Below are 18,494 nucleotides of genomic sequence, written 5' to 3'. Positions count from 1 at the left end.
CATTTCCCGCATTTCGCGCTGCGCACACTGTAGTCCGGGCCCGCTTATCTCTGTGCAAGTTGCCAAAAAAGACAATGCACTTGCCTGTGGCGCGTGCTATGCTCCCCTTTTATAGCCCAACCAATGATGTCGATGACCAGCTCCACGCCAGACCAGCAAGCCACCACTCCTGACACGCCAGTCGATGCAGCCCCAGCGGCGGCACCGGCCGCAGCAACCACGCCGGCACCTGCCGGCCTGACCGCGCGCGCCCTGCTGAAGCAGTTCCAGGAGCAATTCCCGCCATTCCGCGATTGCCTGCCCTTGTCGATCGGTATCGACAAGCAGATCCTGGCGCGCCTGCCAGATCTGGACCGCAAGCTGATGCGCACGGCGCTGGGCATCCACACGGGTTCGCTGCGCTACCTGCGCGTGATGGAAAAAGCCAAGATCCGCTACGACCTCGACGGCACCGCCGGCGCGGAAGTGACGCAAACCCACCGCGACCACGCCACGCAAGTACTGCAGCAGCGCTTCAAGAAGGAAGCCGAGCGCAAGAAAGCCGAGCGCGACGCGGCTGCCGCCGAAGAAGCGAACCGTTTGCGCCTGGAAAAACTGAATCAGCTGACCGCGAAATTCTCGCGCAAAGGTTGATCCGGTTTCATGGATACAGCTGCCGCACCGCCATTGCCCCCCTATCAAGGCATTGCACTCGACCATGTCAAGCTGGTACGCACCAGTGACGACGCCAGGGCAGCCATGGCCGCCCTGCTGGCAGCGGACGCCATCGGCTTCGATACGGAATCGAAGCCGACGTTCGTCAAGGGCGAGTCCTCCACGGGGCCACACCTGATCCAGCTGGCCACCGACGAGATTGCCTACCTGTTCCAGGTGGGCGCCACGCCGCCCCTGGCCGAACTGAAAGCCATCCTCGAATCGACCACCACCCTGAAGGTGGGCTTTGGCCTGTCCGACGACGTCAAGCGCCTGCGCAACAAGCTGGGCATTGTTCCAGCGCAAGTGCTGGACCTGTCTGTCGCCCTGCGCGGCGGCCAGCGCAACGATCTGGGCGCCAAGACGGCCGTGGCCAAATTCTTCGGCCTGCACCTGCAGAAGTCGAAAAAGATCTCCACCACCAACTGGGCTACGTCGCGCCTGACGGAAAAGCAGATCCTGTATGCCGCCGACGATGCGCAAGTGGCCCTGCGCGTGTACCGCCGCTGGATCGCCGACGGTGGCAAGGTAGCGCCACAAAAAGCGCCGCGTGCCAGCACGCCACCGGCCACGCCGCCTATTACCGCCTGAGCCGGCGCGCCGCCCTGCAGCATGAGCAAGAACAAATCCATCGGCACCAGCCTGGCAGCGATCACCGCTGCCGAACAGACGCTGGGACGCCTACTGCCCGCGTCCTACGTGCAATGGTTACTGGAAAACAATGGCCGCGCGCTGGGCGCCTTGAACGTGTTTCCCGTCTACGACGCGAACTGTGCGCGCAAGACCTGGGAATCGATAACACGCCACTACAACACAAGCTGGCAGGAATGGCTGGAGAATGTGGATGGCGGCAACGATGCGGGTGAGCTGCTGCCCTTTGCCCAGTTCGGCACCGGCGACTATTACTGCTTTGACTATGCGCAAACGGGGCCGAGCGGTGAAGCAGTGGTCGTGCTGTGGTCGCACGAAACAGGCGCCACCAGCTCGGTGGCGCCCGACTTTGCCGCATTCCTGGCACTGCCCGGCCGCCCGGGCTGAAACCCGGCAGCCAGCACAACCTTATTTGACGAGGCGCAAGGTCAATGGATAACGGTAAGTGATGCCATTGCTGGCTTTGACTGCCGCGACGATCGAGCACACCAGGTTGGCCAGCGCCACTACCCAGAACAGGAACAGGCCAATCAGCACGAACGACAGGATGAAGCAGGCGAAATACCAGATGATCAGGGTGATCTGGAAATTCAGCGCTTCGCGGGCGTTCTCGGCCGAGAATTTATCCGCATCATCTTTCTTGATCAAATAAATGATCAGCGGCGCCACCCAACTGGTGAACAGGCCGCCAACGTGGGACAGGATGGCCAGCGTCGTATCTTGCGTACGAGCCACTTCCGGCTGCATGTTATCCATTATTATTCCCATCATTAGTTATAGATACACCAATATAACAGTAATATTTCTTTTTGAAATGAAACACTTGCTGGCGCAAGGGACTTTTTTTCACGCGCCCCTATGCCGCCGCCAGCGCCAGCCGCCCAAGGGTAGCGATGGCCTCTTCCAGCTGCGGACTCCACGGGTGGCCGTAATTGAGGCGGATACAGTGGCGAAACGCGCGCGTGGCGGAAAAAATGGGGCCGGGCGCGATGCTGATGCCTGCCGCCAGCGCGCTGCGGTGCAAGGCCAGCGCATCGACGCCGGCAGGCATTTCCACCCAGACAAAATAACCGCCCTGCGGCCGCGTGACCCGCGTGCCGCGCGGAAAATGCACGGCGATGGCTTGCAGCATGGTGTTTTGCTGTGCCGCCAACGTCAGCCGGAGCTGGCGCAAATGGCGGTCGTAGCCACCTTGCGCCAGGTAATCGGCCAGTGCCATCTGTAGCGGGATCGGCGCCGACAGGCTGGTGGTCAGTTTCAAGCGCTCGACCTGGCGCGCGTAGCGGCCCGCCACGGCCCAACCCAGGCGGAAGCCGGGCGCCAGGGTCTTGGAGAACGAACTGCAATGCATGACGAGGCCAGCGCTGTCATGGCTTTTCGTCAGGCCCGGGCGCTGCTTGCCAAAATACAACTCGCCATACACATCATCTTCGATCAGCGGCACGCCATGGCGCGCCAGCAGGTCCACCAGCGCGCGCTTCTTTTCCGGCGGCATCAGGCTGCCCAGGGGATTCTGGAAACTCGTCATCAGCCAGCACGCCTTGGGCTGGTGGCGCTGCAACAACTCTTCCAGCGCCGCCAGATCGACGCCGTCACGCGGGCTGGTGGCGATCTCGACGGCCTTGAGTTCCAGCCGCTCCAGCGCCTGCAGGCAGGCATAAAAGCTGGGTGACTCGATCAGCACCGTGTCGCCGGGCCGCGTGACGGCTTGCAGGCACAGGTTCAGCGCCTCCAGCGCGCCATTCGTGATGACGATGTCGTCGCTGGAGACGAGCACGCCGTCAAGCTGATAGCGCAGGGCGATCTGGCGGCGCAATTCTGCATTGCCCAGGGATAAATCCGTAACCGTGCTCCACGGGTCGAGGCGGCGCATGCTGGCCGAAACGGCCCGCGCCAGCCGTTCCATCGGGAACAGATGGGGGCTGGGAAAGGCCGAGCCGAAGGGCACGATATCGCGCGCACCGACGGCGCCCAGCACCTCGAAGACGAGGTCGCTGACATCGACGGTGGTGCTGGCGTCGAGCGGGCGCGAACTATCCGGCTCTGGCGCCAGCGCGGCGCGCTGCGGCGCCACGTAATAGCCGGAGCGGGGACGCGAGACGATCATGCCGCGCGCTTCGAGCAAATAATACGCCTGGAACACCGTCGACGGGCTCACGCCCCTGCGCGCATGCTGCTGGCGCACGGAGGGCAATTTATCACCTGGCAGCAACAACTGCGTGCTGATCATGGCGGCAATTTCTTCCGCCAATTCCTCATATCGTTTCAACCCTGCTCCTCAAACTGATCCGTAGTTTTATTGCACAACTGATCCTGTCACAATGACAGTGCCCGGTATATGCTAGGGTAACAACATCCGGGCAGCAACACCGGCATATCACCGACCGACGAGACAGCTTATTTTCCCATGCGACTTTCCATGCTACTGCATTCTCCCCTCGTGCTGGTGCTGGTCCTGGCCAGCACCTTGCCCCGCATGGCGGAGGCCGCACCGGCCACCCTGCCAGCGGGCCACGACAGCCTGGAACAGCGCATCAAGGCCTGCACGGCCTGTCATGCGCAAAAAGAGCGCCATGACGCCTTTTTCCCCCGCATCGCCGGCAAGCCGGCCGGCTACCTGTACAACCAGCTGCTCAATTTCCGCGAGGGAAGGCGCCAGTATCCGATGATGAATTACATGGTCGAGCACTTGCCGGACGATTACCTGCGCGAGATCGCCGACTATTTTGCGGCGCAGCACCCTGCCCCGCCGCCGGCCCAGCCCAGCAGCGCCGGCACGACGGCCCTGGCGCGGGGCAAGCAACTGGTGCTGCTAGGTGATAGCGCGAAAAAAATCCCGGCCTGCATCGCCTGCCATGGCCAGCAACTGGCTGGCGTGGCGCCTGCCATTCCCGGCTTGCTGGGCTTGCCGCGCGACTACATCAACGCCCAGCTGGGCGCCTGGAAGAACGGCATCCGCCGCGCCCATGCGCCCGACTGCATGGCGCAAGTCGCGCAGCGCCTGTCGGACGCGGACGTGGGGGCCGTCTCGGCCTGGCTCGGCACGCAGGTGGCCAGCGCCGATGCGCGTCCCGCCAGCAGCATTGCCCTGCCCTTGCCCCTGCACTGCGGCGGCGTGCCGGGCTCCGGCGCGCAGGTGGCGCCATGAAAAAATGGATGATCGCGGCCGGCCTGGTGCTAATCGCTGGCGGCAGCGCCAAATTCCTGCTGTACCCGGATGACGACATCGGCCCGCCCGCCGCTGCCAGCACCCTCAGCCAGCAGCAGCTGGTCGCGCGCGGCGCCTACCTGGCCAAGGCGGGCGACTGCATGGCATGCCACACGACACGGGGCGGCGTGCCGTACGCTGGCGGACGGGCCTTGCAGACGCCGTTCGGCAAAGTGCTCTCGCCCAACATCACGGCCGACAGGGAAACGGGCATCGGCAGCTGGACGGCCGACGATTTCTGGCGCGCCATCCACAACGGCAAGTCGAAAGATGGCCGTTTGCTGTACCCGGCCTTTCCCTACACCAGCTACACCAAGGTGCGGCGCGAAGATAGCGACGCCCTGTACGCGTACTTTCAGAGCGTGCCGCCGCACAGGCAGGCAAACGCGCCGCACGCGCTGCGCTTCCCCTACAACCAGCAAATCGCGCTGGCCGCCTGGCGCGCGCTGTACTTCAAGCCGGGCGTGTACCAGCCGCTGACGACGCAAAGCATGGAATGGAACCGCGGCGCCTACCTGGTGCAGGGCCTGGGCCACTGCAGCGCCTGCCATAGCAGCCGCACCACCCTGGGCGGCAGCAACGACGGCCTGTCGGGCGGCCTGATCCCCGTGCTGGGCTGGTACGCACCTTCGCTGACGTCGGACGCGGAAGCGGGCCTCGGTGACTGGGACACGGCGCATATCGTGGAATTGCTGCAAACGGGCGTCTCGCCGCGCGCCACCGTCTTCGGCCCCATGGCCGAGGTGGTGCGGCAAAGCTTGCAACACATGGGCACCACCGACCTGCAGGCGATGGCCGTGTACCTGAAAAGCTTGCCCGGCCCGGCGCAGGCGGCGCCACGGGCGCCGCGCGAGACATCGGAACAAGCGAGGCAGCAACTGGCGCTGGGCGCAAAACTGTATGATGCGCAATGCGCAAGCTGCCACCAGGCCGACGGCAAGGGCCTGCCGCCCGGCTACCCGCCGCTGGCCGGCAACCGCGCGCTGACGACGGCCTCGGCCGTCAACGCCATCCGCCTGGTGCTCAACGGCGGTTTTGCGCCGGGGACAAGCGGCAACCCGCGCCCCTACGGCATGCCGCCGTTCGGCCCCGTCATGGATGACGCCGAGGTGGCAGCCGTGGTGACGTATCTGCGCGCTTCCTGGGGCAATGACGCGCCGGCGGTGTCGGCGCTGGAAGTCAATAAATACCGCAGCGTGCCGCTGGAGTAGCAGGCATGAAAAAAGCCGGCTCGCGCCGGCTTTTTCATGAACCACAGCAATTCTCAGCGAAACTTGCTCTTGTGCCCCGTCTTCAAATCCAGCGCATAGCGCACGCCGTTGTCCGTCAGCATGACTTCATCGGGCGGCTCTTCGCCGGCCAGGGCGCCGTCGATCAGGGGCAAGCCTTCGCCCTTGCGCATCAAGTCGTCGCAACGCTCATACACGTTCACGCAGCCCGTGGACGCCATCAGCGATTGCACGATGGCCACTTTCCACGCATCGACGCCACCGGCATTGAATTCGCAGATCAGATAGCCTTGCACGCCGCCAAACAGCTGCACCACCAGGCCCGGCAAGCCCTCGTCTTCGCCCTTGATCAGGGTTAACAGCTGGTTCTCGCCCGCCTTCTTGATGGCCGGCAGCTTTTTCTCGATGGCGGCCTTGACCCTGCGCTTGATCAGCGCGTGGTCGACCGGTTCGTCTTCCTTGAAGCTCCAGATGCGCGCGCGGATCTGCGACTTCGAATTGTAGGCGGCGCGGGCGATGAACTGCTTGGCCGAGCTTTGCACGATGGCCGTCGAGCCGGGCTTCATTTTTTCCTGCGGCTTGCCTTCGACTTTTTCAATCGCGGACGCGTAAATCCACGATTGGCCCAGCAAGCTCTTTTCCTTGCCCTGTTTGATGGTGATGATCAGCATGTAATTCCAGTAGTGTGGCCGGCGCGTGCCGGTCGTCGTATGTCCAATACCCGCATGATACCTCATGCCATCCTGTCGCATCCTCCCGCATTCTGTGCCGCCGCTGCCGCAGTCTGTCGCAGCACGGTACGCAGGCGCCACCGGCTGGCATACCATGCAGGCAGTCCAATTCAAAACAGGGAGCAAGAATGACACAGCCACTTTTCCACCTGCGCCACCGCCGCCACGCTGGCGCCGCCCTGCTGCTGGCCGTCTGCGCCCTGGCCATCCCGGCGGCGCCGGCGCTGGCGTCGCCGCTCGACTGGATCTCCAGCAACGGTATCCAGGGCAGCGGCAAGCTGCAAAAACAGACGCGCGAAGTGGGCAGCTTCCATGGCGTGGCGCTGAATGTGCAGGGCACGGTCGAATTGCGCATTGGCAACACGGACAGCATCACCATCGAGGCCGACGACAATATCCTGCCGCTGATCGAAACGGTGGTGGAAAACGGCACCCTGCGCATCCGCCCCGCCAGGCGCAATACGTTTTTCCGCCAGAGCAACCTGACCATCGTCATCCAGGCGCGCCAGGTGGAGCGCATCAGCGTGGGCGGCTCGGGCAGCATCACGGCGACGGGCTTGCGCGCCGACAATCTGCGCTTCGACGTGGGCGGCTCCGGTTCCATCAACGCGCGCGATCTCGATAGCCGCCAGGTGGCCGTGGCCATCGGCGGCAGCGGCAACTTCAAGGCCAGCGGCAAGACGGAGCAACTGACGGCATCGATCGGCGGCTCGGGCAATATCCAGGCAGGCCGCCTGGCCGCGCGTGAGGTGCAGGTAAGCATCGGCGGCTCGGGCGAGGCGGAAGTGTGGGCCAAGGATGACTTGACCATCAGCATAGGCGGCTCGGGCGAGGTGAGCTACTACGGCGATCCGCGCATCAGCCGCAGCATGCAACGCTCCAGCAGCATCAAGCGCCTGGGCAGTGCACCGAAGTAAGCGCCTGCAATGACAAAAGCCCGGATCGCTCCGGGCTTTTGGCGTTTCTAACGGTCAGAATCAGCGCGCCGGCTTCACCGGTTCGCGGTCGATCAAGACCGTGTTGACGCTGTCGGTCAGCCAGATCTGGCCATCCTGGATCGTGCATTGCAACTGCATGTTGCGCTGCGCCAGCTTGCTCATGTCTTGCGCCGCCTCGGATGGCAGGTTGATTACGGTCAAGTTCTTCGCCCGTTCCAGTTTGTTCGCGATTTGCTTCCACCAGATATGGCTGGTTGCGCCATAGCTGTAGACGATCACTTGTTCCGAACGCCCGCACGCCTTCAGGATACGCTTTTCGTCGGGCTGGCCCACTTCAATCCACAGCTGGATGGCGCCCGTCAGGTCTTTCTGCCACAGGTCGGGTTCTTCCGTATCGAACAAGCCCTTGGTGAAAGTCAGCGCCTCGTCGGCGTGGATGGCGAACGCCAGCAGGCGCACCATCATGCGCTCGTCCGTTTCTGACGGGTGGCGTGCCAGGGTCAGCGCGTGATCCTGGTAATAGTTACGGTCCATGTCGGCGATCTGCAGATCGGCTTTGAAAATTGTTGCTTTAAGGGCCATCGTGTTTCTGTCTCGGTAAAGTGGATGTCAATATTGTACGGGCGACGGCATCAGCGGAACACTACCGTCTTGTCGCCATTTTTCAGGATGCGGTGTTCGACGAACCATTTCACGGCACGCGCCAGCACCACGCACTCGACGTCGCGGCCGATGGCCGTCAGCGTTTCGGCATCCATCGCATGGTCGACGCGCTCGACATCCTGCTCGATGATCGGGCCTTCATCCAGGTCGCCCGTGACGAAATGGGCCGTCGCGCCAATCAGCTTGACGCCGCGCAAGTGCGCCTGCGCATACGGCTTGGCGCCCTTGAAGCTGGGCAGGAAAGAATGGTGAATATTGATGGCGCGGCCGTCGAGCGCCTGGCACAGGCCGGGCGACAGGATCTGCATGTAGCGCGCCAGCACCACCAGGTCGATCTTGTGCGTGTCCATCAAGTCGATGATCTTCGCTTCCTGCGCCAGCTTGGCCGCTTCCGGCGCGCCGGCCGCCAGCGGCAGGTGGTGGAAGGGAATATTGTAGCTGGCCGCCAGCTGGTAGAACTCCATGTGGTTCGACACGATGGCGGGGATTTCCACGTTCAGCAAGCCGCTCTTGTAGCGGAACAGCAAATCGTTCAGGCAGTGACCGATCTTCGACACCATCAGCATGACGCGCGGCTTGACGCGCGCATCGTGTAATTGGCCATTGAGCTGCATGGCTTGCGACAGGTCGGCGAAGTCGCTGCGCAACTGGGCGTCGCTGACGGCGCCGTCTTCGAGCGCGAAATGCACGCGCATGAAGAACAGCTGGGACTCCTGGTCGCCGAACTGGGCGGAATCGATGATGTTGCAGCCGTGTTCGGCCAGGAAGCCGGATACGCGGTGCACGATGCCGCGCTGGTCCAGGCAGGACAGGGTCAGGATGTATTCGGGATGCGTCATGGTCGCGGAATAAGGCAAAAAAGGTGGTCTATGCTCGGCTCAGCCACGCGCGCCGGCCATCGGCTGCGCTGCCGCGAGCGGGCTATTGTCGCACGGCAGGGCCTGTAAGCCAGCATTTTCCACACAAGCAGCATGACTGCCAGCGCTGGCAAGCCGATTGTCGTTCATTTGATCTGGCACAAAGTCATCGCGATTTTCCACCTGCCAGCTGCCATTTTCGGGCTAAACGGGCATCCGGCGTGGAACCTGGCACGCCATTCGGCGTCTATCTCTTTGCTTGTCTCCGCATACGTCGCATCCGGTGCGCCGGGTGTTTCCTGGATCAGCTTTTCATTGAGGTAGAACATGTCCACAAACAGTCTCCCCCCAAGTCCCATCCCCGCCCTGAAGTCCCATCTGGAGGCCCAGTGCAACTTCGCCACAGACCTATCGCGCAAGCTGTTCGATACGGCGCAGCAACTGAGCGAGCTCCATCTGCGGCTGGCGCAAGACCTGCTGCAGGAGTGGATCAGCGCCAGCCAGCAACTGCTGTGCGCGCGCGACACGGGCGAGTTCATGTCGCTGGCCGCTGCCCAATTCCAGCCGGGCAGCAACAAGCTGCGCCAATACCAGCAGCGACTCGGCAATCTCGTCGCCAGTGCCAATGTCGAGATGAACCAAACGGCACAGTATCACCTGCCCGAAGCGAGCCGCACAGCCGTGGCCTTTGCTGACGAAGTGGCGCGCAAGACAGCGGCAGAAACGGAAAAGGCCACGCAGCGCCAGCGCGACATGGAGCACCGCGATGGCGCGGGCCACAGCGGCGATACCAGCAGGCAATCCGATCAGGTGCATTGAACACTTGAATTGAACACCAGACCCCACCCGACAGCAAGGAGAGCGACATGGCTAACAGTAATGAGCAGGGCAACGGCGCTGGCAGCAGCCAGAAAACCAAGGAATCGGGCAACGCCAAAGGAACGATCAAGCGCGGCTTCGCCGCCATGAACGAGCAGCAGCAACGCGAAATTGCCAGCAAGGGCGGTCAGGCAGCCCATCAAAAGGGCACGGCGCATGAATTCGACTCGGAAGAGGCGCGCCGGGCCGGGCAGAAAGGCGGTGAAGCCGTCAGCCGCAACCGTGTACACATGGCGGAAATCGGCCGCAAGGGTGGCGAAAGCCGACAATCGGCCCAGCGCGCCAATGAAAGCCGCAGCAGCAGCACGGCAGGCAGCGGCAGCGCCGAGCAGCAAGCCAAGGCGAGCCGGCAAGGCAGCAAAGACGAGGACGACAAGGGCCAGGGCTAGTGCTGACTGGCTGACCTGCCACGCACGGCTTGAGGACGGCACGGGGCGGCGCTGGCGGCCCCATGCCGGGGCCGGCGCAGCGCGGGGGGCGGCGGTATGGTACATTCTCGCCTTCCCCGCCACCCCGCCCTTCCCCGCATGCAGCCATCCCTGAAATACCTGAGCGCCTATTCCGAACAAACGCAAGCGCAAGTGCAGCAACTGATCGCGCAAGACAAGCTGGGCGAAGTCCTGTTAAAACGCTACCCGAATGCGCACGATGTGCGCAACGACAAGGCGTTGTACCAGTACGTGCAAGACTTGAAGAATGAATTCCTGCGCAACGCCGAGCCCATTAACAAGGTGGCGTTCGACAGCAAGATCCACGTGATCCAGCATGCGCTGGGCTTGCATACCTCGATCTCGCGCGTGCAGGGCGGCAAGCTCAAGGCCAAGCATGAAATCCGCGTGGCCACCATGTTCAAGGAAGTGCCGCTGGAATTCCTGCGCATGATCGCCGTGCACGAACTGGCGCATGTAAAAGAAAAGCAACATGACAAGGCCTTCTACAAGCTGTGTGCGTACATGGAACCGCAGTACCACCAGTACGAATTCGACGTGCGCCTGTACCTGACCCAGCTCGACCTGTCGGGCCAGCGCCTGTGGTCGTGACGGCCGGTGTCGACCGGCGTGAAAAAGCCGCCTGGTAAAAGGCGGCTTTTTTTCGTGTGCGCCGGCAGGGTCGGCGCTAATTCAGGCTCAGGCGGCGTTCTTGCGGCGGCGCAGGAAGGCCAGCAGGCCCAGGCCGCCCAGCAGCATGCCATACGTGGCCGGTTCGGGCACGGCGCTCACACTGGCGGCGATATTATCGACCTGGAAGGTGTGCAAGGCGCCTTCCTTCCACGATGCCGACACCAGATTGTCGAAGCCCGTGAACGTGTAATCGCTGAAAGTATGGCTGCCATCGAGACTGAAGGTCTGGGTCACCGTGCCGCCGCCCACCTGATGGCCGACAAAGGTCACGTCGTAGGAACCGGGCAGGCTCACGAAGTCAGCCAGGCTGATCGAGCTGAGCGAGAATGCAGCACCGTCGGTACGGCTCAAGGTTGTCGTCGACAGCAGCGTGGCGCTCAGGCCGGCCGAGCCCGCGTAGGCCAAGCTGCTCTGATGCGCAGAACTCAACAGACCCAGGAAGCTGCTGTTGAAATCGTAGCCGCCTTCCGAGTAGGAGGGGAAAAGGGAACCGAGGATGCCGGCCTGTTCCAGCGCATCGAAGCCGATGGTAGTGGTTTGCGCGTGGGCGCCGCCAGCGGCGAGAAGGGCAGCGACAGCAGTCGCGCGCAAGAGGGTCATTGGTTTCAAAATAGCATCCTTTCGAGATGATGAAGTAGCATGGTTGCGGCAACTGGAAACGGATCGGCACCTTTTTTTGGGAGTCCGTACAACACTCGTCGGTGTCCGATATTCCTAACTTTTGAACCATGCCAGTAGACCACATCCATGCATAAAAAGCATCTTCATTTTCAAAAAAACATGCCTCGAAGGAAATATTTTAGATATATTTTTATTAATTGGAATGTTGAGCGCGATCAATTTTCCCGTGCGGAAACAAAAAAGCCATGCACTTTCCAAGGCATGGCTGTATCGCAAGGCATCGACGACGCTAGGGCGCGCAGTCCTTCAGGCGCTGCACCAGCGCGGCAGGATCGGCATCGGCGTTGAGGAAAGCCGCGTGCTGCGGGCGGATGAAGCCCTGTTCCCTGCCGTTTTCCACGAAAGCAATCAGGCCATCATAGAAACGGTCAACATTGAGCAGGCCGATGGGCTTGGCATGCAAGCCCAGCTGGGCCCACGTGAGCATCTCGAACAGCTCTTCCAGGGTGCCATAGCCGCCGGGCATGGCGATGAAGGCATCGGACAGGCTGGCCATCATCGCCTTGCGTTCATGCATGTCCTTCACGATGAACTGACGCGTCAAGCCCGTGTGGCCCACTTCGCGTTCAACCAGCTGGGTGGGAATCACGCCCGTCACCTCGCCACCGAGGCGCAGCACTTCATCGGCGATCACGCCCATCAGGCCGACCTTGCCGCCGCCATACACCAGTGAGATATTTTCCGCCACCAGCACGCGCGCCAGTTCGCGCGCCGCCACCGCATAGTCGGGCGAGACACCCGCGTTAGCGCCACAGTACACACATAAAGCCTTGATCACAGTATTTCCTACCCTTTCAGTTCATCGATCGCCGCCTCGACCTCGAGGCGTTCCTTGGCGTCCAGGGCCACACACTCGGCCGCCTTTTCATACAGGGCCAGCGCTTCCGCCAGCTTTTTCTTTCCGTCGAGCATGTTCAAGGCCCGCGCGTACTCGCTGTGCGCCAGCGCCGAATACGGCGTCAGGGCCAGCGCCGTCTTGAAGTGCTGATAGCCATCTTCCTTGTTGGCGCCGTAGGTCAGGCCGCCTATCATGGCGCCGACCTTGTCGATAATTTCCGCATGATATATCCCAAACGCGATATGCGCTTCCGCATGCATGGGCGCCATGGTCATCGTGCGGTCCAGGCTGTTGCGCACGCGCGCCCCCATGCCCTGCGCCAGGGCCTTGACGACGGACGTACCCAGCGCGTAGCGGCCCAGGCTGTAGGCATGCCAGTAGTAGCCGGCCGGATTGTCCGGCTGCTCGCTCTGCTGGCGCTCGCAGCGCTCGGCCACTTCTTCGTACATGTCGAGTTTCTGGCTGTCGTTCACCTCCAGGTGCGTGGCATAAATACAGGTCGCCTTGTGCGCCACCGCATAGCCGGGCACGCCGACGGCCAGGCCCAGCTTCACGGCGCGCTCGAAGTCGCCCGCGTGGAAGGCCAGCCAGGCCTGCACCAGCGCCGCGTGCGTGGGAAACGGTTCCACGTCGCCCGCATGCAGGCGCGCCCAGGCTGCCTCCAGGGTTTGCGGCGTGTAGACATATGCTTCGCCCGGATAGGGGAATTGTTTCCAAGCCATACATTTCTCCTGTAAATAAGCACTTGCCGCCAGCGACCGTGTCAGTCTTTCTTGAGTTTGGTCACATACTCTTCCGACAGTTTGCGAAACAGCAAATGCGTTTCATTGCGCAAATACGGCCCGATCAGGGACAGCACCTGGTAGCAGCCGCGCGCCAGCGCATCGGACATCGATTGCTGCTCGCTGTACTTGCGCGGGTTGCGCACATACTCGTACGACAGCCAGTAGGTGGCAACGACCACCATATTCGTCGCCATGGCAGCGACTTCCATGTCCGACGCCTCCAGGGACTGTTCGCTGCGCAAATCTTCGCACAGCTGCGTGGCCACCTTGATCTTGTGCGCCAGGATCAGCTTGAAGTGCAGTTCCAGCTTGCGGTTGCGCGACAGCAAATCATTGAGGTCGCGATAGAAAAAGCGGTAGCGCCAGATCAGTTCGAACATCAGGTGCAAATACAGCCAGACATCCTCGATATTCGAGCGGCGCCCGTCAGGCACGGTCAGGATGCGTTCGATTTCCGCCTCGAACTGGACGAAGATCGAATTGACGATGTCGTCCTTGTTACGGAAGTGGTAATACAGGTTTCCCGGCGAAATATTCATCTCTTCCGCAATCACGGTCGTCGTGATATTCGGCTCACCAAACTCATTGAACAGGCGTAGCGACAACTCCAGGATGCGTTCGCGGGTACGGCGTGGTGCTTTTTGTAGCATGGCGGGCAATCTCTCAGTGTTCTGCCTCAAGCATACCACCTTAGATAGCCGTAATGAAACACGCCGCCCCACGGCGCCGGCGAAAAGTCCGGGCAAAAAAAAGCCTGCGCGAGCAGGCTGGAGGAATGCTGCGCCGGCTCAGGCTGGCGGCGCTTTTTTCTTCGCCGCCGCTCTCGCAGCAGGCTTGCTCACTGGCTGGGCTGCGGCGCGCGGCGCGGCCCTGGCTGCCGGCTTGGCCGGGGCCTTGGCGACGGCCGCCTTCGGTGCTGCTTTCGGCGCCGCTTTCACGGCGGGCTTGGCCACAGCCTTCGGCTTGGGCGCCGGCGCAGCCTTGCCGGACAGCGCTGCCACCTGCAGGCTCAAGGCATCGATCTTGGCATGCAGCGCGGCGATATCGTTTTGCATGGGCACGCCGATGGTGGCCAGGGCACGCGCCACGCGCTCTTCAAATACCTGTTCCAGCTTGTCCCAGGAGCCGCTGGCCTGCTTGCCCACGCCATCGGCCAGTTTGCTGACGCTGTCGCTGACATCGGCCACCTTGTCTTCGGCGCGCTTCTGGAATTCCGTGCCGTCCTTCACCAGCTTGGAAAACACGCGCCCGCCCTCTTCCTGCGCCTTGGCGAAGGCACCGAGGCCCGCTTGCCAGATCTGCTGCGCGGACGCGCGCACGGCGCTCGCTAATTCCTTGTCTTCCGTCAACTCCTTCAATTTCTTCACCATCGCCCGCTCCCGTCATATGAAAGGCCATGCCACTTCATGGATGCTTTTTATTCTAGTGAGCAAAACTAGAGACGGGAGTCTAATTCGATAGAAAGCTGCTTCTAAACGTACGCCAGCGCACCCAATGGCCCGCCCCTAGGCGGCCGCTTTCACCGGGCCATGCAGCAGCTTGTGCAGGCGGAAGCCTTCGCGAATATTCTCGCGCAGCACAGCGCCTTTCCACGGCTTGGTATAGAAGCGGTCGACGGCGCCACGGTTGATGGCCGCCATGATGGGCGTCAGGTCGGCGAAGGCCGACAGCATGATGCGGAAGGTGGCGGGACACAGGTGCTTGACCCGCTCCATGAATTCGGTGCCGCTCATGAGCGGCATGCACTGGTCACAGAGGATCACCTGCACCTTGTGGCGCGCGAGGATGTCGAAGCCCTCGGCGGCCGTCTGCGCCGTCAGGATGCGGTAGCCGTCCTGCGCCAGGAAGTCGCTGAGCACGTCGAGCATGAAAACATCGTCGTCGACGATCAGCAAGGTTTGCTGCTCGTCGCCATCGGCATCCTGCGGCGCCTGCAGCAGCTTGCCGCCCATCAGCATCTGCTCGAATTCTTCCTGCGGCACGGGGCGGCTGAAATAATAACCCTGCATCTCGTCGCAGCCGTGGCGCCGCAGGTAGGCCAGCTGCGCATCGTTTTCCACGCCTTCGGCGATCACTTCCAGCTTCATGCTGTGCGCCATGCTGATGATGGCCAGCACGATGGCCGCGTCGTCCGGATTGCTGGTCACTTCGCGCACGAAGGCGATGTCGATCTTCAGCTTGTCGATGGGGAAACGCTTCAGGTAGGCCAGGCTGGAATAGCCGGTGCCGAAATCGTCGATGGAAATCTGGATGCCCAGCGCCTTCAGGTTGCGCAGCACGGCGATGGTTTCCTCGGCATTCGACATCAGCGAGCTTTCCGTCAGCTCCAGTTCCAGCAGGTCGGGCGCGATATCGTGCTTGCTGATCGCCTTGAGGACCTCTTCTTCCAGGCCGCCGACGAAAAACTGGATACCCGACACATTCACCGACAGGTGTACGGGGCCGATGCTGCTGGCACACCATTCGCTGATCTTCTTGCAGGCTTCGTCCAGCACCCAGTTACCGACGCGCACAATCAGCCCCGTTTCTTCCAGCAGGGGGATGAACAGGGCCGGCGAGACCATGCCGTGGCCGGGGCGGCGCCAGCGTATCAGCGCCTCGGCGCCGCTGATGCGCCCCGAGATGATATTCACCTTGGGCTGGAAGAACAGTACGAATTCCTCGTTGTCGATGGCACGCCGCAGGGCATTTTCCATGTCCAGCCGCGCCATCGATTGTGCATTCATTTCCGCCGTAAAGAAGCGGAAGGCATCGCGCCCGGCCTCCTTGGCGCGGTACATGGCCGTGTCGGCGTACTGAATCAGGGTGTCCGCATCGACGCCGTCTTCGGGGAACACCGAAATGCCGATGCTGACCGTCACCGTCACCTCGTGGCCCTGCAAGTCGAAAGGCTTGCGCATCGCTTCGCGGATCTTGTCGACCACGCCCACGGCATGTTGGGCGCCTTCTGGCAGCACCAGGATGGTGGCAAACTCATCGCCACCAAAGCGGCCGATGGTATCGCGCACGCGCAGGCAATCGACCAGGCGGCTGGAAAACTGGCGCAGCAGGTCGTCGCCGATGGTGTGGCCCAGGGTGTCGTTGATATTCTTGAAGCGGTCGATGTCCATGAACAGCACGGCGACGGCCCACTGGTGTTCGGCCGCCTGGGACAGCGAGTGGGTCAGCGAGGCGTAAAACTGGCTGCGGTTCGGCAAGCCCGTCAACGTATCGAAATGGGCCAGCTTCATCAGGCGCTGCTCGGCATCCTTGCGCTCGGTGATGTCGCGCGCCACGGCCACCAGAATCCAGCTCTGCCCCGAGCGCAGGGTACGCCGCTGCACTTCCACCGACAGCGGCGAGCCATCCTTGCGCTGCAGCTGCAATTCCGTCATCGGGCCGCCCTGGTCGCCGGCCAGCAGCTTGTTGTACAGCTCTTCCAACTGGGTCTCGCCCTCGTTCGCGCGCCCCGGCCCCACGCGCAGGAAATCCTCGCGTTCAAAGCCCAGCATGCGGCAGGCAGTCTGGTTGACGTCGACGAAGCACATGCCGGCGCGGTCGACGAGAAAAATCGCGTCAGCCGTGGCATCCATCGCCAGGCGGAAGCGGCGCAAGTCTTCATCGAGGCGGATGCGCGCCGCCATGTCCAGGGTCAGCTGCTCGTGGTGGCGCTTGATCTCGTCGTACAGCAGCAGGTTGTCATAGGCGACGGCGATCTGCGCCGCTACCGTGGCGGCCACCCGCTCGTCGACTTCGGAAAACTCGTTCGCCCCCAGCTTGTCGACCAGGTACAGCCAGCCGTGACTGCGCTCGCGCGAGGCGATGGCGACGCCCAGGAAGGAGTGCACGGGCGGGTGCGTGTCGGGCAGACCCAGCGCGCCGGGGTCGCCCTTCAAGCCATTTACACGGTAGGGCTGGCGCTGTTCCAGCAAGCGGTTCAGGATACCCGTGCGCGGTGCGCTGGCGATACGCTCGAGGTCTTTCTCTGCACCGCACGACGAAAAATAGCTGAGCTTTTCGGCGCCCTCTTCCAGCACGCCGATGCAGGCGTACTTGGAGACGCAAATATTCTGCGCCACCTTGCAACCCGCCTCGATCAAGGCGCGCGGATCGCGTTCTGCACCCAACTCGATGCCCAGTTCGATCAGGGCCGTCAGGCGCAGGCTCACCGCCTGCAGGCTCGACAGAGAACGCGACAGGCGCTCGGTCATGATGCCCAGGTCTTCGGGCATGGCGGCATGGCCTTCGCTCTGGCTGGCCAGCTGCGAAATCTGCTGGCTGCTGGACTCAACTTCGTCGAGGTAGCCGCTGACCTGGTGATCGATGCCGGCCAGCTTGCCAGTGGCGGGAGGGGCCGCACCATCGCCCGCGCCCGGCACAACGGGCGCCTGGGCGGCCGCCGGCATCAGTCCCAGCGCCTCATTGACCGTGCGCACGATCACCTCGGGGTCGGACGGCTTGGGCAACACCCAGCGCACGCCGCATGCCTGCGCCAGCAAGATCGCTTCCTGCTCGCGGTAGGTGGCCGTATAAAAGATGATGGGCACGTCGGTCAGCGCGGGATCGGCATGCACGCGCGTGACGAATTCGTAGCCGTCCATGTTCGGCATGAGGATGTCCGAGATGATCAGGTCCGGCCGCTCGGTGCGCAGTATCTCCAGCGCGTCGGCGCCATTGGCCGCCTCCAGCAGGCGGTGGCCGCCGTAGCCCAGCAGTGCTGTCAGGAATTCGCGATTCAGCACATGATCGTCAACGATCAAGATGGTAGCTATGTCGTTTTTAACTGGCGTCGACGGCGCCCCGGGTAAAAAAGATTCCAGCTCCGCCACGAACAGGTCCGGCTCAATCGGTTTGCCTATATAGCCATTGAAACCCGCTTCGAGCAGGCGTTCGCGGTCGCCCACCATGGCCAGCGCCGTCACGGCCAGGGCCGGGATCTTGCGCAGCAGCGGGTCTTTCTTCAGCTCGGCCACCACGCCATAGCCATCGAGCTTGGGCAAATGCACATCGCAGATGATCAGGTCCGGCAATTCGCTGCGTGCCATGCGCACGCCTTCTTCGCCGTCATAGGCGGCCAGTGGTGTGTACCCGAAGGCACGCAACAGGTACACCATCAATTCCATATTGGTGGCGTTATCTTCGATAATCAGGATACGTGCGGACAATTAGCACCCCCAATAAAAACTGCATGGACTCATTTTCTGCCTGCGTTCGATTTTCCGCATGCGCGGCCTACATAAC

21 protein-coding genes are annotated in these 18,494 nt (G+C 62.4%); 9 read left to right on the top strand and 12 right to left on the bottom strand.

Annotation, left to right across the window (positions count from 1 at the left end):
- Positions 1-123: 123 nt before the first annotated feature.
- From CLU92_RS01425 to CLU92_RS01415, 3 genes are read left to right on the top strand one after another with little or no spacing between them, the layout of a single operon-like run.
- Entirely contained in the window at positions 124-633 is a 510-nt protein-coding gene (locus CLU92_RS01425) for a ProQ/FINO family protein (protein ID WP_070224995.1), read from the top strand.
- A gap of 9 nt (positions 634-642) precedes the next feature.
- Entirely contained in the window at positions 643-1,284 is a 642-nt protein-coding gene (locus CLU92_RS01420; protein ID WP_101480423.1) for a 3'-5' exonuclease, read from the top strand.
- Between the two features lie 21 nt (positions 1,285-1,305).
- Complete coding sequence (locus CLU92_RS01415; RefSeq protein ID WP_101480422.1) at positions 1,306-1,731, top strand: SMI1/KNR4 family protein; 426 nt, start codon at positions 1,306-1,308, stop codon at positions 1,729-1,731.
- Between the two features lie 21 nt (positions 1,732-1,752).
- Here CLU92_RS01415 and CLU92_RS01410 read toward each other — a convergent pair whose 3' ends face one another.
- Both CLU92_RS01410 and CLU92_RS01405 read right to left on the bottom strand, forming a co-directional pair.
- Entirely contained in the window at positions 1,753-2,100 is a 348-nt protein-coding gene (locus CLU92_RS01410) for a DUF4870 domain-containing protein (RefSeq protein ID WP_208327750.1), read from the bottom strand.
- A gap of 100 nt (positions 2,101-2,200) precedes the next feature.
- Positions 2,201-3,613 carry a PLP-dependent aminotransferase family protein gene (locus CLU92_RS01405; RefSeq protein ID WP_101480421.1) on the bottom strand — a complete coding sequence of 471 codons (1,413 nt, stop codon included), beginning with the start codon at positions 3,611-3,613 and terminating at the stop codon, positions 2,201-2,203.
- 150 nt (positions 3,614-3,763) lie between these two features.
- On the opposite strand from CLU92_RS01405, the gene CLU92_RS01400 reads away from it, so the two are divergent.
- Positions 3,764-4,492, top strand: coding sequence for a c-type cytochrome (locus CLU92_RS01400; protein ID WP_101480420.1), 729 nt, complete (start codon positions 3,764-3,766; stop codon positions 4,490-4,492).
- Positions 4,489-5,763 carry a cytochrome c gene (locus CLU92_RS01395; RefSeq protein WP_101480419.1) on the top strand — a complete coding sequence of 425 codons (1,275 nt, stop codon included), beginning with the start codon at positions 4,489-4,491 and terminating at the stop codon, positions 5,761-5,763. Before CLU92_RS01400 ends, CLU92_RS01395 begins: the two co-directional genes overlap by 4 nt.
- Before the next feature lie 53 nt (positions 5,764-5,816).
- On the opposite strand, the gene CLU92_RS01390 is transcribed toward CLU92_RS01395, so the two are convergent.
- Positions 5,817-6,452: an SAM-dependent methyltransferase gene (locus tag CLU92_RS01390; RefSeq protein WP_046682538.1), complete on the bottom strand. Its 636-nt coding sequence runs from the start codon at positions 6,450-6,452 to the stop codon at positions 5,817-5,819.
- A gap of 188 nt (positions 6,453-6,640) precedes the next feature.
- Between CLU92_RS01390 and CLU92_RS01385 the strand changes: the two genes are divergently transcribed.
- Positions 6,641-7,429 (top strand): head GIN domain-containing protein, encoded by a 789-nt coding sequence (locus CLU92_RS01385; protein WP_101480418.1) that lies wholly within the window; start codon positions 6,641-6,643, stop codon positions 7,427-7,429.
- Positions 7,430-7,489: 60 nt separating this feature from the next.
- Here the strand turns inward: CLU92_RS01385 and CLU92_RS01380 are convergent, their stop codons facing one another.
- From CLU92_RS01380 to CLU92_RS01370, 3 genes are all read right to left on the bottom strand, one after another.
- Positions 7,490-8,032 (bottom strand): YaeQ family protein, encoded by a 543-nt coding sequence (locus CLU92_RS01380; RefSeq protein ID WP_034758748.1) that lies wholly within the window; start codon positions 8,030-8,032, stop codon positions 7,490-7,492.
- A gap of 50 nt (positions 8,033-8,082) precedes the next feature.
- Positions 8,083-8,952: a formyltetrahydrofolate deformylase gene (gene purU / locus CLU92_RS01375; protein WP_101480417.1), complete on the bottom strand. Its 870-nt coding sequence runs from the start codon at positions 8,950-8,952 to the stop codon at positions 8,083-8,085.
- Between the two features lie 164 nt (positions 8,953-9,116).
- Entirely contained in the window at positions 9,117-9,299 is a 183-nt protein-coding gene (locus tag CLU92_RS01370) for a hypothetical protein (protein ID WP_101480416.1), read from the bottom strand.
- Between CLU92_RS01370 and CLU92_RS01365 the strand changes: the two genes are divergently transcribed.
- The 3 genes from CLU92_RS01365 to CLU92_RS01355 all read left to right on the top strand — a co-directional run bounded on the left by CLU92_RS01365 (position 9,298) and on the right by CLU92_RS01355 (position 10,889).
- Entirely contained in the window at positions 9,298-9,789 is a 492-nt protein-coding gene (locus tag CLU92_RS01365; protein WP_101480415.1) for a phasin family protein, read from the top strand. The genes CLU92_RS01370 and CLU92_RS01365 overlap by 2 nt on opposite strands.
- A 47-nt stretch (positions 9,790-9,836) precedes the next feature.
- On the top strand, positions 9,837-10,238 hold the full coding sequence (locus CLU92_RS01360) for a KGG domain-containing protein (RefSeq protein ID WP_101480414.1): 402 nt from the start codon (positions 9,837-9,839) through the stop codon (positions 10,236-10,238).
- Between the two features lie 138 nt (positions 10,239-10,376).
- Positions 10,377-10,889: a YgjP-like metallopeptidase domain-containing protein gene (locus CLU92_RS01355; RefSeq protein ID WP_096234633.1), complete on the top strand. Its 513-nt coding sequence runs from the start codon at positions 10,377-10,379 to the stop codon at positions 10,887-10,889.
- An 87-nt stretch (positions 10,890-10,976) separates the two neighbouring features.
- On the opposite strand, the gene CLU92_RS01350 is transcribed toward CLU92_RS01355, so the two are convergent.
- The 6 genes from CLU92_RS01350 to CLU92_RS01325 form a co-directional block, all read right to left on the bottom strand.
- Positions 10,977-11,570, bottom strand: coding sequence for a PEP-CTERM sorting domain-containing protein (locus CLU92_RS01350; protein ID WP_101480413.1), 594 nt, complete (start codon positions 11,568-11,570; stop codon positions 10,977-10,979).
- 310 nt (positions 11,571-11,880) lie between these two features.
- Entirely contained in the window at positions 11,881-12,426 is a 546-nt protein-coding gene (locus tag CLU92_RS01345; protein ID WP_166674897.1) for a TIGR00730 family Rossman fold protein, read from the bottom strand.
- 11 nt (positions 12,427-12,437) lie between these two features.
- Positions 12,438-13,211 carry a hypothetical protein gene (locus CLU92_RS01340; RefSeq protein WP_101480411.1) on the bottom strand — a complete coding sequence of 258 codons (774 nt, stop codon included), beginning with the start codon at positions 13,209-13,211 and terminating at the stop codon, positions 12,438-12,440.
- Positions 13,212-13,252: 41 nt separating this feature from the next.
- Entirely contained in the window at positions 13,253-13,924 is a 672-nt protein-coding gene (locus tag CLU92_RS01335) for a TetR/AcrR family transcriptional regulator (protein ID WP_101480410.1), read from the bottom strand.
- Between the two features lie 138 nt (positions 13,925-14,062).
- The gene (locus tag CLU92_RS01330; protein ID WP_101480409.1) at positions 14,063-14,644 is read right to left on the bottom strand and encodes a phasin family protein; all 582 of its coding nucleotides are present in this window, start codon (positions 14,642-14,644) and stop codon (positions 14,063-14,065) included.
- Positions 14,645-14,779: 135 nt separating this feature from the next.
- Entirely contained in the window at positions 14,780-18,418 is a 3,639-nt protein-coding gene (locus CLU92_RS01325; protein WP_101480408.1) for an EAL domain-containing protein, read from the bottom strand.
- Positions 18,419-18,494: the final 76 nt, after the last annotated feature.

Source organism: Janthinobacterium sp. 61, assembly GCF_002846335.1.
Taxonomy (GTDB): Bacteria; Pseudomonadota; Gammaproteobacteria; order Burkholderiales; family Burkholderiaceae_D; genus Janthinobacterium.
This window is presented reverse-complemented; position numbering and strand designations above follow the sequence as displayed.

What these genes read in the sequence shown, in the direction of transcription:
- CLU92_RS01350 (WP_101480413.1), bottom strand. Translation starts at nt 11,570, where the DNA reads ATGACCCTCTTGCGCGCGACTGCTGTCGCTGCCCTTCTCGCCGCTGGC.
- CLU92_RS01355 (WP_096234633.1), top strand. Translation starts at nt 10,377, where the DNA reads ATGCAGCCATCCCTGAAATACCTGAGCGCCTATTCCGAACAAACGCAA.
- CLU92_RS01395 (WP_101480419.1), top strand. Translation starts at nt 4,489, where the DNA reads ATGAAAAAATGGATGATCGCGGCCGGCCTGGTGCTAATCGCTGGCGGC.
- CLU92_RS01335 (WP_101480410.1), bottom strand. Translation starts at nt 13,924, where the DNA reads ATGCTACAAAAAGCACCACGCCGTACCCGCGAACGCATCCTGGAGTTG.
- CLU92_RS01330 (WP_101480409.1), bottom strand. Translation starts at nt 14,644, where the DNA reads ATGGTGAAGAAATTGAAGGAGTTGACGGAAGACAAGGAATTAGCGAGC.
- CLU92_RS01420 (WP_101480423.1), top strand. Translation starts at nt 643, where the DNA reads ATGGATACAGCTGCCGCACCGCCATTGCCCCCCTATCAAGGCATTGCA.
- CLU92_RS01425 (WP_070224995.1), top strand. Translation starts at nt 124, where the DNA reads ATGATGTCGATGACCAGCTCCACGCCAGACCAGCAAGCCACCACTCCT.
- purU (WP_101480417.1), bottom strand. Translation starts at nt 8,952, where the DNA reads ATGACGCATCCCGAATACATCCTGACCCTGTCCTGCCTGGACCAGCGC.
- CLU92_RS01385 (WP_101480418.1), top strand. Translation starts at nt 6,641, where the DNA reads ATGACACAGCCACTTTTCCACCTGCGCCACCGCCGCCACGCTGGCGCC.
- CLU92_RS01360 (WP_101480414.1), top strand. Translation starts at nt 9,837, where the DNA reads ATGGCTAACAGTAATGAGCAGGGCAACGGCGCTGGCAGCAGCCAGAAA.
- CLU92_RS01365 (WP_101480415.1), top strand. Translation starts at nt 9,298, where the DNA reads ATGTCCACAAACAGTCTCCCCCCAAGTCCCATCCCCGCCCTGAAGTCC.
- CLU92_RS01415 (WP_101480422.1), top strand. Translation starts at nt 1,306, where the DNA reads ATGAGCAAGAACAAATCCATCGGCACCAGCCTGGCAGCGATCACCGCT.
- CLU92_RS01390 (WP_046682538.1), bottom strand. Translation starts at nt 6,452, where the DNA reads ATGCTGATCATCACCATCAAACAGGGCAAGGAAAAGAGCTTGCTGGGC.
- CLU92_RS01370 (WP_101480416.1), bottom strand. Translation starts at nt 9,299, where the DNA reads ATGTTCTACCTCAATGAAAAGCTGATCCAGGAAACACCCGGCGCACCG.
- CLU92_RS01380 (WP_034758748.1), bottom strand. Translation starts at nt 8,032, where the DNA reads ATGGCCCTTAAAGCAACAATTTTCAAAGCCGATCTGCAGATCGCCGAC.
- CLU92_RS01400 (WP_101480420.1), top strand. Translation starts at nt 3,764, where the DNA reads ATGCTACTGCATTCTCCCCTCGTGCTGGTGCTGGTCCTGGCCAGCACC.
- CLU92_RS01340 (WP_101480411.1), bottom strand. Translation starts at nt 13,211, where the DNA reads ATGGCTTGGAAACAATTCCCCTATCCGGGCGAAGCATATGTCTACACG.
- CLU92_RS01410 (WP_208327750.1), bottom strand. Translation starts at nt 2,100, where the DNA reads ATGGATAACATGCAGCCGGAAGTGGCTCGTACGCAAGATACGACGCTG.